This is a genomic window from Arthrobacter sp. N199823 (assembly GCF_002929705.1).
Classification (GTDB): Bacteria; Actinomycetota; Actinomycetes; order Actinomycetales; family Micrococcaceae; genus Specibacter.
Genome location: NZ_PJIN01000010.1, coordinates 1 through 15,223, shown reverse-complemented (window position 1 = coordinate 15,223; position 15,223 = coordinate 1). Strand labels below are relative to the sequence as shown.

At 60.0% G+C, this 15,223-nt stretch carries 12 protein-coding genes; 7 read left to right on the top strand and 5 right to left on the bottom strand.

What is annotated here, in order from left to right; genetic code table 11:
* Positions 1-12: 12 nt before the first annotated feature.
* Positions 13-237, top strand: coding sequence for a hypothetical protein (locus tag CXQ93_RS16860; RefSeq protein WP_062290121.1), 225 nt, complete (start codon positions 13-15; stop codon positions 235-237).
* A gap of 305 nt (positions 238-542) precedes the next feature.
* Here CXQ93_RS16860 and CXQ93_RS16855 read toward each other — a convergent pair whose 3' ends face one another.
* From CXQ93_RS16855 to CXQ93_RS16840, 4 genes are all read right to left on the bottom strand, one after another.
* Positions 543-1,802, bottom strand: coding sequence for an RNA polymerase sigma factor (locus tag CXQ93_RS16855; RefSeq protein ID WP_104111595.1), 1,260 nt, complete (start codon positions 1,800-1,802; stop codon positions 543-545).
* Positions 1,803-2,104: 302 nt separating this feature from the next.
* Positions 2,105-3,391, bottom strand: a complete 1,287-nt coding sequence (locus CXQ93_RS16850) for a DUF4192 domain-containing protein (RefSeq protein WP_104111594.1) — start codon at positions 3,389-3,391, stop codon at positions 2,105-2,107.
* Positions 3,392-3,536: 145 nt separating this feature from the next.
* Positions 3,537-4,895 (bottom strand): nitrate/nitrite transporter, encoded by a 1,359-nt coding sequence (locus tag CXQ93_RS16845; protein WP_104111593.1) that lies wholly within the window; start codon positions 4,893-4,895, stop codon positions 3,537-3,539.
* Between the two features lie 4 nt (positions 4,896-4,899).
* Entirely contained in the window at positions 4,900-5,889 is a 990-nt protein-coding gene (locus tag CXQ93_RS16840; RefSeq protein ID WP_104111592.1) for a proteasome assembly chaperone family protein, read from the bottom strand.
* Between the two features lie 226 nt (positions 5,890-6,115).
* Here CXQ93_RS16840 and CXQ93_RS16835 point away from each other — a divergent pair, with 226 nt between their 5' ends.
* The 5 genes from CXQ93_RS16835 to CXQ93_RS16815 all read left to right on the top strand — a co-directional run bounded on the left by CXQ93_RS16835 (position 6,116) and on the right by CXQ93_RS16815 (position 12,283).
* Positions 6,116-7,639, top strand: a complete 1,524-nt coding sequence (locus CXQ93_RS16835) for a leucyl aminopeptidase (protein ID WP_258069085.1) — start codon at positions 6,116-6,118, stop codon at positions 7,637-7,639.
* Positions 7,640-7,880: 241 nt separating this feature from the next.
* The gene (gene lpdA / locus CXQ93_RS16830) at positions 7,881-9,263 is read left to right on the top strand and encodes a dihydrolipoyl dehydrogenase (protein WP_104111590.1); all 1,383 of its coding nucleotides are present in this window, start codon (positions 7,881-7,883) and stop codon (positions 9,261-9,263) included.
* A gap of 141 nt (positions 9,264-9,404) precedes the next feature.
* Positions 9,405-11,138 carry a 2-oxoglutarate dehydrogenase, E2 component, dihydrolipoamide succinyltransferase gene (sucB, locus tag CXQ93_RS16825; RefSeq protein WP_104111589.1) on the top strand — a complete coding sequence of 578 codons (1,734 nt, stop codon included), beginning with the start codon at positions 9,405-9,407 and terminating at the stop codon, positions 11,136-11,138.
* A gap of 155 nt (positions 11,139-11,293) precedes the next feature.
* Positions 11,294-11,647, top strand: coding sequence for a hypothetical protein (locus tag CXQ93_RS16820; RefSeq protein WP_104111588.1), 354 nt, complete (start codon positions 11,294-11,296; stop codon positions 11,645-11,647).
* Positions 11,648-11,854: 207 nt separating this feature from the next.
* Positions 11,855-12,283 (top strand): OsmC family peroxiredoxin, encoded by a 429-nt coding sequence (locus CXQ93_RS16815; RefSeq protein WP_104111587.1) that lies wholly within the window; start codon positions 11,855-11,857, stop codon positions 12,281-12,283.
* 118 nt (positions 12,284-12,401) lie between these two features.
* On the opposite strand, the gene CXQ93_RS16810 is transcribed toward CXQ93_RS16815, so the two are convergent.
* Positions 12,402-14,336 (bottom strand): protein kinase, encoded by a 1,935-nt coding sequence (locus CXQ93_RS16810; RefSeq protein ID WP_104111586.1) that lies wholly within the window; start codon positions 14,334-14,336, stop codon positions 12,402-12,404.
* A 61-nt stretch (positions 14,337-14,397) separates the two neighbouring features.
* Between CXQ93_RS16810 and lipB the strand changes: the two genes are divergently transcribed.
* The gene (gene lipB, locus CXQ93_RS16805; RefSeq protein WP_104111585.1) at positions 14,398-15,165 is read left to right on the top strand and encodes a lipoyl(octanoyl) transferase LipB; all 768 of its coding nucleotides are present in this window, start codon (positions 14,398-14,400) and stop codon (positions 15,163-15,165) included.
* Positions 15,166-15,223 lie beyond the last annotated feature (58 nt).

The following is a 15,223-nucleotide window of genomic DNA, read 5'->3' as shown; positions in this document are numbered from 1 at the left end:
AAGGAGGCCATCATGACAACCACGACAATCAGCAGCCCAGAGCTGACTACCCTTGATCGCTGTGACCGTTGCGGCGCACAGGCATATGTGCGCGTAGTTTTGGAATCCTCCGGCGGCGAGCTGCGCTTCTGCGGCCACCATGCCCGCGCAGTAGAGGCCACGTTGAAGCCCTTGTCTTCACAGTGGCACGACGAGACCAGCCGGTTGACCGAAAAGGCGCCCGTTTCAGTCGACTAACGCCAGTTTGATCAATAACGCTTGACCGAGAAGGGGTTCTGGATCACCAGAGCCCCTTTTTTGGTGCCCTTTACGCTCTCAGGCACCCTTTTCCGGCGTCGAGTGTCCACTTAAGGTACGTTTCCAGCGGTTTTGGGGCCTGAAACGTACCTTAAGTGGACACTCGACGGACCGGGCGGGCACTCGCAACACGCCTACAACAAACAGGCCCGCCCTCAAATCGCGCAAACCCTCACGTTCGAGGTGCTTGTCGCGGTATTTGGGAGCGGGCCAGTTCAGTGTGAAATGCAGATGCGAATCAGTTGTTAGTCCAGGTAGTCGCGCAGCACCTGTGAACGTGACGGGTGACGCAGCTTGGACATGGTCTTAGATTCGATCTGACGGATACGCTCACGCGTAACACCGTAGACCTTGCCGATTTCGTCTAAAGTCTTCGGCTGGCCGTCGGTCAGGCCGAAGCGCATGGCTACAACGCCAGCTTCACGCTCGGACAAGGTGTCCAAGACAGAGTGCAGCTGCTCCTGCAGCAGTGTGAAGGACACTGCATCGGCGGGAACAACGGCCTCGGAGTCTTCAATCAAGTCGCCGAACTCGGAGTCGCCGTCTTCACCCAACGGGGTGTGCAAGGAGATGGGCTCGCGGCCGTACTTCTGAACCTCGACAACCTTTTCCGGGGTCATGTCCAATTCCTTGGCCAATTCCTCAGGTGTGGGTTCGCGACCTAGGTCCTGCAGCATCTGGCGCTGCACGCGGGCCAGCTTGTTGATGACTTCAACCATGTGCACCGGGATGCGGATGGTGCGAGCCTGGTCGGCCATGGCTCGGGTGATGGCCTGACGGATCCACCATGTGGCGTACGTGGAGAACTTGAAGCCCTTGGTGTAGTCGAACTTCTCAACAGCACGGATCAGGCCCAGGTTACCTTCCTGGATGAGGTCCAGGAAGAGCATGCCACGGCCGGTGTAACGCTTGGCCAGGGAGACAACCAGACGCAGGTTGGCTTCCAGCAAGTGGTTCTTGGCGATCTTGCCATCGTGGACGATGCGCTTGAGGTCACGCTCGAGCTGCGTGTCCATAGCGTCGGCACCAGCTTTAAGCTTTTCCGTTGCAAACAAGCCAGCTTCAATGCGCAGGGCCAAGTCAACTTCCTGCTCAGCGTTGAGCAAGGCAACCTTACCGATTTGCTTGAGGTAGTCCTTGACGGGGTCAGCGGTAGCACCAGCTGACATGACCTGCTGAACAGGTGCATCATCATCGTCAGAATCTGAGTAAACAAATCCGGTGCCAGTTGCGACTGGACGCTCCGGTGCCGAGTCTTCTTGCTCGTCCTCTTCAACTACTCCATCAGCGACAGGCTCGTCATCAGACTTGCCCTTGCCACGGCGGGCGGGAGCAGCTTTCTTCGGCGCAGCCTTGGCTGCGGGCGCATCGTCACCGGCAGCAGCTTTTTTAGCGGCGATGGTGGCAGCGCGCTTCTGTGCTGGTGTCAGTGGCACAGATACTGACGAGGCGGGATCCTCAGTCTCTTGGGTTGTGGAGACGTTGCTCTTAGCAGTAGCAGACACAGAAAACCTTTCTTACGGCGGTCTGTGGAGTTACCTTCGGGCAACACCACTATGACCCTGTCAAGTCCGCGTTGCTTGGCGCATCACATTTACTTGGAGGGTCACAGGGTATAACTCCTATGAACACGGCATTGTTCCCGCCGCCCGAATGCGTATCCATCCGGCTCAATTCCAAACAAGTGTTAATACATCAACACGGACCCCACCGGGTCTTACCTCCAGTGTCTCACGATTTAGATACCACTTCTTGCCTACGCCACGCCACGGGGCGGTACCCGGGTGCAAGAAAGATCACAGCCAAACTATGCGGCTTCGTCACGATGGGATTCTTGCGGCTGCTCTTCTCGGTGCCATGCTGTTGTGCGGTCTTTGGCACAGTCGGCCACATGTCCAGCGGATAACAGCTGATCTAGTAAAAATGCCAGTCTGTAGCCGGGCTGATGCACAAGGCAGGCCTGAAAGTACTCCCCGGCCCAGCTTCCCCGCCCCTTGCACCATTGAATCCAGCCCAAGATGCACAGGACAGGCGCTTTCTCGGGCGAGTCGCTGGCCCGAGCTAGAAAGTGCAGGAATGGTTCTGCCCCATCAAGTCTTTCCCAATCAAGCAGGTGGGGTTGTTCCCCTGGAATTCTCGGCGCCGTACTGCCTACCAAAAAACTGCTGAAGTCATAGGCCGCTTCTTGGATGAGTTCCTCAGTGGCCAACTCCATCCGTAGGGGCTTACCTGCCGCTTGATTGCCGCCATACCAGTTCACCGGATAGGCGGTATCTTCAGTGTCGGATCCACTGAGCCATAGTCCAACGGCCCCAGCGAGGGCATACTCGCCCGATGTTGCCAAGAGCATGATGACGCAGTCGCGCACAGTTGGATCGGCGAGACTGGCCAGCAGGAATGCGCACATGTGCGCATCCGGGGGTTTGGGCCAGAGTTCAACACTGAATTGCCACGCTTGCAAGGTGGCCGTCAGCTGGTCCTGGCCACAGCCGTTGCGGCCCAGCGGTCCTCTGGACTGTTCCCCGGCGGCAACTACTTCAGCAACAAAATCTACGTCACGGACGGCCGTCAGCTGGCGCACCTGGTCTTTGGGCGCCTCGCCGATCATGCTGCCGCGGAAGACAAACTCGGCGTTGACAAAGCTCTCCCTGATGGAGACGTTGCTTTTGCCCGGCCACGGACAACACTTGGCGTCGGTGCAGGCAAGCGACCGCCAGTTCTCTGTGCCTATGTACCAAGCGTCCTGTACGGGCAGTCCGTGGGCCGCAAATGCCTTGCGAAACGCCCTGAACAATTTTGCGTGCGGCTGGTCGTTGGGGTTGAGCCAATCGCGGCGGCCAAAGATGGCGATGAGGCAGCCATCACTCGTCTTGTCATTGGCCAGCTGAGTTGCCGCAATGGTGGCAAAGTGTTCCGTGTCCCGGGCGTCGGCTTCCTCAGGAGGAAGGTCTAGGCGCATGGTGGCCTGAAGCTTTTTGCCCATCATGCCGATACAGACAACGCTGGATTCGGGCCAATATCCCACCATGTGGGGAATGAATGCCAGGAGATCCTCACCGGCACTGACTTTGATTGTTTCTAATGGTTTGCTCATAGAACAAGGCTGCTTTGGAACAGGCCCAGTATCCAGAGCATTTCTGGATAATTGCCATATCTGTGGATAACAGGGGCCCGGATCCGCATGAGCAGCCTGGAAATTTTTCCAAACTCACCCAGACGACCACAATCCACGCCCCAAATTACTGCTTGCGTTTGCTCTTTTCGGCGCGAATCTCATCCCGGTATTGCTGCCGACGCCGGCTGCGGTCGGCCAACGCTACGCGCAGTGGCGGAACGGTTTCGCCTCTTTCCGCCATGGAGGTCCGCACCTTGCGGCGGGTCCTGATAACGGCAGCGATTCCGATCCCCAAGACCAGGAATTGGAAGGAGAACGCCACACGGAAGGCGTCTAGGGAGTACAGCCCGTCTTTGGAGAAGCCGGCCCCGTTCAGGAGGTCAAGGACCAAACCCACCATGTACATGGTCACCAGGGCGGCAAAGAATCCACCCACATTCACGATGCCGGTGGCTGTACCCACTCGATGGGAGGGATTGAAGGTCCTGGCAAAGTCGAAGCCGATCATGGAAGCGGGCCCACCGAGGGCAAGGACCAGAATAAGAAGTACCAGCAGCCACAGCGGGGACGGCCCGGACTGCAGCAGCACAGCAGCCCACACCGCAACAATGGCAATGGTCACCATCAGCACCATGGTGGACCTGCGAAGCGGGTGCTTACCCACCCAGCTACCCAAGAACGGTCCGCACGCGATCCCGACCACAACAAACAGGCTCAACAACACGCTGGCCGTGGACGTATCCAAACCTTGGCCCGAGACCAGGAAAGGGTAGCCCCATGTCAAGACGAAAACGGTGCCGGAGAACTGGGTAGCAAAATGGCTCCACATGCCCAACCGCGTTCCGGGTTGACGCCAGGCAGTGGTCAGATCGGCAGCAGTTTCCTTCATGCCGTTGCGGATCACAGGTGCCACGGTGCCGGCGGGGGCGTTCCGCAGCAGTGCCGCGGACAGCACACAGGCAAGAACCCCCAGGGCCGCCAGGCCCACAAACGCTGGGCTCCAACCAAATGCATGCAGCACATAAGCGAAGGGGGCAATACTGATGAGCTGGCCAATCTGACCCAGTTGGCCCGTCATCTGAGTCAGAATGGGTACTCTACGGGTTGGAAACCACAGCGGGATCAGGCGGATGACGGCGATGAACGTCATGGCATCGCCGGCGCCAACAAAGATGCGCCCCACCACGCCGCCGGGGATGGACGTTGCAGCAGCCAATTGCAGTTGCCCTACGGCCATCAGTGCGGCGCCTGTGGCGATCATGATGCGGGGACCGAAACGGTCCACCATCATGCCCACGGGGATTTGCAGCACCGCGTAGACCACCAGCTGAATCACCGTAAAGGCTGACAAAGCCGCAGCAGTGGCGCTAAAGCGCTCGGTTGCCACCAACCCCGCTACGCCAAAGGATGTTCTGTGCGTGATCGCAATCAGGTAGGCAAATATTCCGACGCCCCACACCAACCATGCACGTTTACTATCCACGTAGTTACCCTAAGCCACCCTCGGGCCCGCTCTTGCTTTGTGTCTCGGTCTCGCTCTGGGATCCGCCGTCGCGGCTGGCCAGGTACGCTTCAACAGCGGCACCCAGCTCATCGGCGTCGGGCAGTTCGTCATTGTCCCCAGCGAGCAAGGACTTTCGAGAAATTCCTTCCGTGTGTTCGTCGTAGCGTTTCTCGAGGTTTGTGACGACCGCGGCCACCTCACTCGAGGCTTCCACCTGCTCAGTGATTTGGCGTTCCACAGCCCGGCCGGCCTCGCGTAAGCGTTCACTGGGCAGCATCAGCGAGGCTGCGGCTCCCAGAAATTCCAAACCGGCGACGGCGGCGGGCGGATACTCGGCGTCGGCCAAGTATTGCGGGACGTGGATGGCGTAACCCACCACATTGCGCCCTGCCTCGGCCAGCTTAAGCTCAAGGACGTGGCCAATGGCGGCCGGGATCTCCATGGTGGCCTTCCACGCAGAGATGCCCTCGATAAGCTCGGGCCGGTTACCGTGCACCGTAGCGCCTATTGGGCGAGTGTGCGGGACAGGCATGGGAACCGATTGCACCCATGACACAAGATTCACGTCAAGACGCTCGATCAGGCCCAAAACGGCACTGCTGAAGCGCTCCCACTGCAGGTCCGGCTCGTTGCCGTACAGGAACAGGAACGGTGTCCCAAGGGCATCCGTCATGCGGTACAGCACCAGCGAGGGAGCCTTGTAGTCACTCAGGTGATCCTGGGCGAACGTGATGCGCGGTCGGCGTGAGCGGTAATCAATGAGCTGGTCAATATCAAAAATGGCCACAGGCTCGTGGTCAAGATGATCCACCAGTTCACCGGCAATTTGCGTCACCACCTGGCCCGCGTCGGAGAAGCCGGTGAAGGCCATGATGAGATTGGCACCGCGAAGATCCTCGGCGGCCAACAGCTCCTCATTCAGGGCATACAGGGACTCGGGGGCGTGGAACGGGGTGAACTCGAATTTTTTCATGGTCTTCCTCAGCAGCTTATGACTCTGATCTGCATAACACCGCAGGCCCCCTGAAACATTCCGCAGGCACCGGCTGCTAGGCGCTGTCGGCTGGATGGTGGCGCCTAGGCAGAGGGCCCACCGGCCGCCAAGCCAAGTAGCTGGCAGGAAATCGCAGGGCGTTAGGGATACGATCGAAAGCAGTAACTACAGTTCATCAACACCCCATAGTGAGGACATCATCTCCGTGACTGCCAAAGAACCCATCACCTTCCGCGTCATCAGCTCCGACTTGGCGAAAGCATCCTCTGACGCACTCGTTATCGCGGTGGCCAAGGGTGCAGACGGCCCCGTCATCCTCGATGCGCCGCTCTCCCCCGCCGCCCTCACGTCCTTGAAGGCGTCACTGTCCGCTTTGGGCGTGACCGGCGCGGCCGATCAAGTCCTCCGCCTTCCCGGCCTCCCGGACACTGGCGCAAAGATTTTGGTCTTGGCCGGCGTTGGCAGGGTCTTGGGTTCGGCAGTCACCGAGGAAGCGTTGCGCCGCATGGCGGGTGCCACCATTCGCCAGTTGGCTGGCCTTGGCCATGTGGTCATCGCTGTACCTACGACGTCGGTCAGTCAGGTTTCCGCCCTTGTCGAAGGTGCCGCTCTGGGCGGGTACCAGTATGCCAGCCTGCATTCCTCGAAGGCCGGCAAGCAGGCGCCTGTCTCCAAGGTCACCATCTACTCAACGCTCGCCAAGGATCCGGAGCTGGCAGCGGCACTGGAGCGCGCCTCCGTGGTAGCCAAGGCCGTCAATGCCACCCGCACACTGGTCAACGAGCCACCGAGCGTCCTCTACCCGGCCACCTTTGCCGAAGCCGCCAAGGACTTGGCAAAGGGCCTGCCCGTCAAAGTCACGGTTTTCGATGAGAAGAAGCTCCTCAAGGACGGCTGGGGCGGCATCATGGGCGTCGGCCAGGGATCTTCACGCCCGCCGCGCATGGTCAAGGTCGAATACAAGTCCGAGCGCTCCGTAGCGGACCTTGCCTTGGTGGGCAAGGGCATCACCTTTGACTCCGGTGGCATCTCCATCAAGCCCGGGGCTGGCATGGTCACCATGAAGTGCGATATGGCCGGTGCAGCAGCCGTGCTGAACACCGTGCTGGCCGTGGCCGCACTCGGCTTGCCCGTCAACGTCACCGGCTGGCTCTGCATTGCTGAGAATATGCCTTCCGGCACGGCTATCCGGCCCTCGGATGTCCTCACCATGTTTGGCGGCAAGACCGTTGAGGTCCTGAACACTGACGCCGAAGGCCGCTTGGTCATGGCTGACGGTCTGGTAGCCGCCTCTGCGGAATTCCCCGATGTCATCATTGACGTGGCAACCCTCACCGGCGCTCAGGTAGTAGCTTTGGGCCACCGCACAGCGGGCGTCATGGGTGATGAAGGCGTCAGCGCAGCATTGAAGGCCGCCGCAGACCGAGCCGGAGAACTAGTCTGGCCCATGCCGTTGCCCGAAGAGCTGCGCCCCTCCCTAGACTCCCCCGTTGCCGACATGGCCAACATCGGTGAGCGCATGGGCGGCATGATGACGGCTGCAGTGTTCTTACAGGAGTTCATTGGCAAGGGCAAAGACGGAGAAACCATCCCCTGGGCCCACCTTGATATTGCCGGGCCCGCCTTCAATGAAGGCGCCCCGTACGGCTACACACCCAAGCAGGGCACCGGCATGGCGGTCCGCACCTTGGTCAGCTATGTGGAAGACGTTGTGGCCCGCAGCGCATAAGGCTGCCCCAATGTGTCAACGTGTCACCGTCACAGCGGAAGTGAGTATCACCACATTCGCCAGAGTGTGACTGCTGTGACGGTGCACTATGGCACAACTGACGTAAGGTAAATCCTGAAAGTATTTATCTTTGACTTCGAAGAAGTTTGGAAGTTCTCACAGAACTCTCAGGCTTCTTTCAAAAAATGATGAGATGACGCGCCAAAGCGTGCGCGTCACCCGAACGCGAGGGAGCGTCTAAGTGGCCGAACAGGCAGCTGGGCAAGAATTCGATATTTTGGTTCTCGGCGGTGGCAGCGGCGGTTACGCAACTGCACTCCGTGCAGTCCAATTGGGCATGACCGTTGGTCTGGTGGAGAAGGGCAAGTTGGGCGGCACGTGCCTGCACAACGGCTGTATCCCCACCAAGGCTCTGCTGCACGCAGCAGAGGTAGCTGATCACGCACGTGAAGGCGCCTCCATTGGCGTCAACAGCCAGCTCAACGGCATCGACCTGGTAGGAGTGAACAAGTACAAGGACGGCATCATTGCCGGCAAGTACAAGGGTTTGCAGGGTCTCATCAAGGGCAAGGGCGTCACTGTCATCGAGGGTGAAGGCCGCCTGACCGCAGCCAATACCATCACGGTGAACGGTGTGAACTACACCGGCAAGAACATTGTTCTGGCCACCGGTTCATACTCCCGCAGCCTGCCCGGCCTGGAAATTGGGGGCAAGGTCATCACCTCCGACGAGGCCCTCGGCATGACGGAACTACCCAAGAGCGCCATTGTGCTCGGCGGCGGGGTCATCGGCGTCGAATTTGCTTCCGTCTGGAAGTCATTCGGCGTAGAGGTCACCATCATCGAAGGCATGGCCTCACTGGTCCCCAACGAAGACGCATCCATCATCAAGGTTCTTGAGCGCACCTTCCGCAAGCGTGGCATCAAGTTCAACACCGGCACCTTCTTCCAAGGCGTCGAGCAGAATAACGACGGCGTCAAGGCCACTTTGGTTGATGGCAAGACGTTCGAAGCCGATCTGATGCTCGTCGCTGTTGGCCGTGGCCCGTCCACCGCTGGCATGGGCTTTGAAGAAGCTGGCGTCACGATCGATCGCGGCTTCGTCATCACCAACGAACGCCTGCACACCGGCGTTGGCAACATCTACGCAGTGGGCGACATCGTCCCCGGCATTCAGCTGGCTCACCGCGGCTTCCAGCAAGGCGTCTTTGTTGCTGAAGAAATCGCCGGCATGAACCCGGTTATCGTCGAAGACATCAACATTCCCAAGGTCACCTACTGTGATCCGGAGATCGCGTCGGTGGGTTTGAACGAGAAGCAGGCCAAAGAAAAATTTGGTGGCGAGAACGTCGAAACCATCGAGTACAACTTGGCGGGGAACGGCAAGAGCGCCATCCTAGGCACCGGCGGCATCATCAAGTTCGTCCGTGAAAAGGATGGCCCCGTGGTGGGTGTTCACATGATCGGCAGCCACATCGGTGAGCAGATTGGTGAAGCCCAGCTCATCGTGAACTGGGAAGCCTACCCTGAGGATGTTGCTGCTCTGATGCACGCACACCCCACACAGAACGAAGCTTTGGGAGAAGCGGCCATGGCTTTGGCCGGACGCCCGCTCCACGGCTAGCAAGAAAAATAGTGCACCCGGCGTTCGCGCCGGGTGCACTAAGCTAAAAACACTTTTAGAATTCATAAACTTTTTTGCTGTGTATGCCCCCAGTGGGCAGCACCAGTAAATGCAGCGCATAAGAAGGAGAACGGGGACGAAATGTCTGAATCCGTGAACTTGCCAGCCTTGGGTGAAAGCGTCACCGAAGGAACCGTCACACGATGGCTCAAGCAGGTCGGGGACCGCGTCGAAGTTGACGAGCCCCTACTGGAGGTTTCCACCGACAAGGTTGACACCGAGATCCCGTCGCCCTTCGCCGGCATCCTGGAAGAAATTCTGGTACCCGAAGATGAGACTGCCGAAGTTGGCGCTCCGTTGTGCCGCATAGGCACCGGCGCAGCCGCTCCAGCCGAGGCTCCCGCAGCTGAAGCTCCGGCTCCCGTTGAAGCTCCGGCCGCTCCGGTCGAGGCACCTGCCGCTGAAGCTCCGGCCGCTCCGGCCGAGGCCCCTGCTGCGCAAGCTCCTGCTGGCGATGCCCACGAACTGGTTCTGCCTGCATTGGGCGAGTCCGTGACCGAAGGTACCGTCACCCGCTGGCTCAAGGCTGTTGGCGACTCCATCGAGGTCGACGAGCCTTTGCTGGAAGTATCCACCGACAAGGTTGACACCGAGATCCCCTCCCCCGTGGCTGGCGTCTTGCTGGAGATCCGCGTTCCTGAGGACGAGACCGCTGAAGTTGGTGGCGTTCTGGCACTGATCGGCGCCGCTGGTGCAACTGCTCCGGCAGCCCCCGCACCGGCTGCTGCCCCGGCACCTGTTGCAGCTCCGGCTCCGGTTGCCGCACCTGTTGCAGCTCCGGCTGCTGCGCCTGCAGCACCTGTTGCCACTCCCGCTGCTGCGCCTGCGGCCCCTGCTGCTGCCCCGGCTGCTCCCGCAGCAGCCCCCGCCGCGGCTGGATCAGAGTCCAACTATGTGACGCCCTTGGTTCGCAAGCTGGCCAAGACTCACAACGTTGACATCGCCACCGTCACCGGCACCGGCGTTGGCGGACGCATCCGCAAGGAAGATGTCGTCGCTGCCGCAGAAGCCGCCAAGGCCGCAGCAGCCCCGGCCCCGAGCGCATCCGCCGCTCCCGCAGCCAAGGCTGCTGCCGCCGTCGTACCGTCTTCATTGCGCGGCACCACTGTCAAGGCACCTCGCATACGCCAGGTCATCGCTCGCCGCATGCGCGAGTCGCTGGAAGCTTCCACGCAGCTCACGCAGGTGCACGAGATCGACATGACGCGCATCGTCAAGCTGCGCACCCAGGCCAAGAACCAGTTCCAGGCCACCAACGGCACCAAGTTGACCTACCTGCCGTTCATTGCCAAGGCTGTCACCGAAGCACTCAAGGTGCACCCCTCGGTCAATGGTGAATACAACGAGGAAACTCAGCAGATCACGTACCACAACGCCGAGCACCTCGCGATTGCTGTGGATACCGACAAGGGCCTGCTGGTTCCTGTCATCTCCAACGCAGGCGATCTGAACCTTGCTGGCCTAGCCGGCAAGATCGCCGATGTTGCCTCACGCACCCGCAGCGGCAAGATCGGTCCGGACGAGCTGTCCGGCGGCACGTTCTCCATCACGAACATCGGCTCCGTTGGCGCACTGTTCGACACCCCCATCATCAACCAGCCCAACGTTGCCATCCTCGGCACCGGCGCGATCGTCAAGCGCGCAGTGGTTGTTGCTGACGCTGACGGCGATGACACCATCGCCATCCGTCACATGATGTACCTGTGCCTGACGTACGATCACCGCCTGGTGGACGGCGCGGACGCTGGCCGCTTCCTGCAGACCTTGAAGGCTCGCCTGGAAGATGGCGCGTTTGAGGCTGACTTGGGCCTGTAATACGCACTTGCAGTGAATGTTCGACGGCGGCCGGTGACTTGAATTTTCAAGTTGCCGGCCGCCGTTGTTATGTCATCAAGAGCTCACGTGTCGGCTTCGCCACATTAGGCGGCCCTTGATAGACACTGTGTCAGTAAGTTACCTAAGCTTGGGTCATGGACTTCTTACATTTAGTGCTCGTGTTCTTGCATATTCTTGGTGCTGCCGCGATTGTGGGCGGCTGGCTCGCTGCCTTCAAGACGCCCACAGTTAGCCAGTGGCAGTGGATCGGTGCGATCGTTCAGCTCGTCACCGGCCTGCTGCTGGTTGGTCTGGCCGAGATGGGCGATGGCGACGTCAACCACATGAAAATCGGCGTCAAGCTGCTGATCGCCTTGGTCATTGCCGTGGCGGCCTTCATTGGCCGCCGCAAGGTCAAGAACAACCAGGACGTTTCAAAGGGTATCGCCCACGCCGTCGGTGGCATGGCGTTCATCAACGTTGCCGTTGCGGTTTTCTGGGTCGCATAACTCAGCGTCCTTCACGAGCCCGCGGTCGTGGCGGCTTAGATTACTTCTAAGCCGCCAAGACCGCGGGCTCATGTTCGTTAAAAGTCAAGGCACGAATTCTTCTCACCGTACGGGTCCCCACTAGGTGCTGCGACCGCATAGGGTGGAGATGTATGCCACGGAAACTCGTGGCATCTACATTTTTTCAATTCTTCACAAGGAGTGAACATGGCAACAACTCGTAACGCCCATGCAGGCTGGGTCGGAGACCTTCCCACAGGCGCAGGTCAGGTCACCTTGGACAGCTCAGAACTGGGCGGCTTTGACATCACGTGGAAGGCTCGCACCGAGGCTTCCGAAGGTAAGACCAGCCCCGAAGAACTCATCGCCGCAGCACACTCCTCGTGCTTCGCCATGGCCTTCTCGCACGAGCTGGCCGGCGCCGGCTTCGCTGCTGACTACGTCAACACCAGCGCAGCCGTCACGTTCGTTCCCGGCACCGGCATCACCGGCAGCCACCTGACGCTGGCAACGAAGATCCCGGGCATCAGCCAGGAAGACTTCGAGAAGATCGCCAACGGCGCCAAGGCCGGCTGCCCCGTGTCAGCCGCACTGGCCGGCGTCGAGATCACGCTCGAGGCAACGCTGGAGGCGTAGTCCCCAACTCCTCCCCATTACCTGGTCGCTAGCGACCAGGTAATGGGGTCCCTCGAGGGCGTGGGTCCAACCACCCGCTAACGCTTGAATAGGTGGCAGTTGCACTTGCAGCTGCCACCTATTTTTGTGCCCCGGGCTTTTCCGGATTCTTCGCATCCGGCACGGGCTCGGCTTCTAGGATTTGCTGAATGGTCCATCGGGAATCCGTTGTGACAAGGACGAATCTCAGATCTTGCCGCTGTTGCGCAGGATGGTTGTGCACCACCACCCCATTGGCGTCCTGCTCGGCGAAGGGGCTGGTGATGACGGTAGCTTGCACTGTGGTGGAGCCGTTTCCTTCCGCATCGCCCCCGGAGACCGGAGTCCCGGACTGATTGCCGTGCACTTTTTCTACTGTGAACTCCAGCCCCGTAAAACCATGACCGGCAGCGTCCAACGCGGTGACGATGGCAGTGTCTGCCGCTAAAGCCGGAGACCCTTCGGCGTTGATGTGGTTCAGTAGCTCCTGATCATTATTCGAAAGCGCAAAAGACCGGGTCCAGGCAAGCGCGCCGAGGGCCTCCTGCGGCGATGTCGCCATGAGCCCTCGTTGGATCTTTGGTGGGAGTGCCGATGCCCAGGCGGGTGGTAGCGGTGTTGTTTGAGTCAGGGACTCTGAACTGCCCGGACCCGGCGGGGAAGCGCTCTCATGGTCTCCGGTTCCAGACCAGCCACCGGTGGCCACGGAAATTCCCAGCACGGCAGCCCCCAACCCCAGAATCCCAATAATCCAGGCAACTGCCCGTCCATGGACTCTGCTGGACGAACCTGGGATCCCGACATTTGGCCTCTCGGCCGTATTGAGGCCCGGCCGTTGCGCTGCCCGATCAGCGGCGACTGGTTCAGAACGCCGGGCCGAGCGTCTGCCGGAGTGCCTTCCTGCGCTACGAGGACTGTCCTCACTCCCCCACAACGGCGCCAGACCCTTGACCTTTCTCCTCCGGCCAAACCAACCAAGCCGTTTCATGGGTATGCCATCGGCATCAACGCCACCTTTTCGGCCCACGAATCTGCGCCAGTTCCCGCGCCCATTCCCGCGCCCATTCCCGCTCCGATTCCCGCTCCGATTCCCGCTGCGAACCTTCTGCTTGCGCTGCACACCGCGCCTGGTGGGCAATTCAGGGAGGACGCTGGGATGCACCGCGTTCGCCAGGATGATCGATTCGGCCCGAGCACTGCGAAACACGGCTTGGGCCAAGGCAGCTGCGGCGGGTCGCTGCAAGGGATCCTCCTGCAGACCGGCTTCTAGTGCTGCCACCAGCTCACGGGGAATATCAGCAATAAGGCTGGCCAGTGGCGGACGCTCGCGGGTGATTGGAGGGGGTTGTCCCGTCAGGGCGAACCACCCTACCGCCGCTAGTGCATAGACATCAGATGAGTCATCACGCCGCCTATCCGAGGGACAGTAGAAGCCCGGCGTGCCAGCTAGCTCCCCCGGCGCCTGTCCCAGCAATCGGCTGCAGCCGAAGTCGGCCAGGAAGGGCTTGCCGCTGGCACTAATCAGGACATTGCCGCTAGAGACATCCCCGTGAACAGCACCTCGCCCATGCAGGAACGCCAACAGCTGCCCGATCGGCGTCAAAATAGTGACGACTTCACCCACAGACAAGGGCCCGCGTGCACGCACAATTTGGCCCAAGGAACCGCCCGCTGCGAACTCCATAATGAGGACCAGCTCCCCGCGATCATCCACCATGAGCCGTTGAACAGGGATGAGGTGTTCGTGCCGGAACTGCGTAATGAGCTGCCATTCTTGCGTGATTTGACTCTCATTATGACGTGACGGGTCGCCGACCCGAACACCACCTTCAGAGACAGTCTCCGGCGTCAAAAACTTGGCCGCCACAGCGCCCGATCCATCATGCGGGGTCATGAGCCACACTTGTCCCTGCGATCCGCCACCTAAACTGCGTACGGGATCAAAGCCGGAGATGCGCGGGGGCCAGTGCAGAAGTGCTGATTTGCTAGCCGGGCTACCAAGTGAGCTGCCAAATGAATTGCCAAAGACGTCCATATATAAGTAGTAGTCCGCTTTTGGAATTCCTGCTCAAAGTTATCCACAGGCGACGTGGGTGATGTGCAATTCGGATTTAGGCGAACATGCTTCGTCCTCTACAGTGTCCTCTATGAGTGTTGAGTTCACAGAAGTTGGATTAGCCCCACATTTCGTTGACTATGCCGCTGCGTGGGATCTGCAGCGCAACGTCCATGCCGGCGTCGTCGCTGGCAGTACAGCGAACACCGCGCTATTGCTAGAGCATGCGGCTGTATATACGGCCGGAAAGCGGACTGAAGACCATGAGCGCCCCTTTGATGGAACGCCTGTCATCAACGTGGACCGCGGCGGCAAGCTCACCTGGCACGGCCCGGGCCAGCTTGTCATGTACCCGATCGTGCACCTGGCCGACGCCCACAGCATCCGCGCGTATGTTTCCGCCCTCGAGGACATCATCATCGAAGTTCTGGCTCATTTCAAGCTCGACGGCGTTCGCGTCGAGGGCCGTGCTGGCATCTGGATTCTCGCCGATGACAAGGGACCAACGCGCAAAATTGCCGCAATCGGCATTCGCGTCCATGACGGTGTCACCATGCACGGCATCGCCATCAACGCCAACAACTCCCTAGCCCCGTACAACCAGATCATCGCCTGCGGCATTGCCGATGCTGGTACCACCACCATGCAGGCAGAGACAGGGCAGGACATTACGCCTAGCGATCTGCTTCCGTTCTTGAAGGTTGCCACGGACCGCTTCCTGGCACCCCTCATCACCCAAATTGCGCCCCACGATGATTCACCCGCCGACGCACGTTCCTCGGTCAGCTCAGAAGGAGGACTTTCATGACGTTGGTACCTGAGGGACGTAAGTTGTTGCGGATTGAGCAGCGTAATTCTGCTGTTCC

Coding starts and splice junctions, on each gene's coding strand:
- CXQ93_RS16820 (WP_104111588.1), top strand. CDS start 11,294: ATGGACTTCTTACATTTAGTGCTCGTGTTCTTGCATATTCTTGGTGCT.
- CXQ93_RS16810 (WP_104111586.1), bottom strand. CDS start 14,336: ATGGACGTCTTTGGCAATTCATTTGGCAGCTCACTTGGTAGCCCGGCT.
- CXQ93_RS16840 (WP_104111592.1), bottom strand. CDS start 5,889: ATGAAAAAATTCGAGTTCACCCCGTTCCACGCCCCCGAGTCCCTGTAT.
- lipB (WP_104111585.1), top strand. CDS start 14,398: ATGTGCAATTCGGATTTAGGCGAACATGCTTCGTCCTCTACAGTGTCC.
- CXQ93_RS16850 (WP_104111594.1), bottom strand. CDS start 3,391: ATGAGCAAACCATTAGAAACAATCAAAGTCAGTGCCGGTGAGGATCTC.
- CXQ93_RS16860 (WP_062290121.1), top strand. CDS start 13: ATGACAACCACGACAATCAGCAGCCCAGAGCTGACTACCCTTGATCGC.
- CXQ93_RS16815 (WP_104111587.1), top strand. CDS start 11,855: ATGGCAACAACTCGTAACGCCCATGCAGGCTGGGTCGGAGACCTTCCC.
- sucB (WP_104111589.1), top strand. CDS start 9,405: ATGTCTGAATCCGTGAACTTGCCAGCCTTGGGTGAAAGCGTCACCGAA.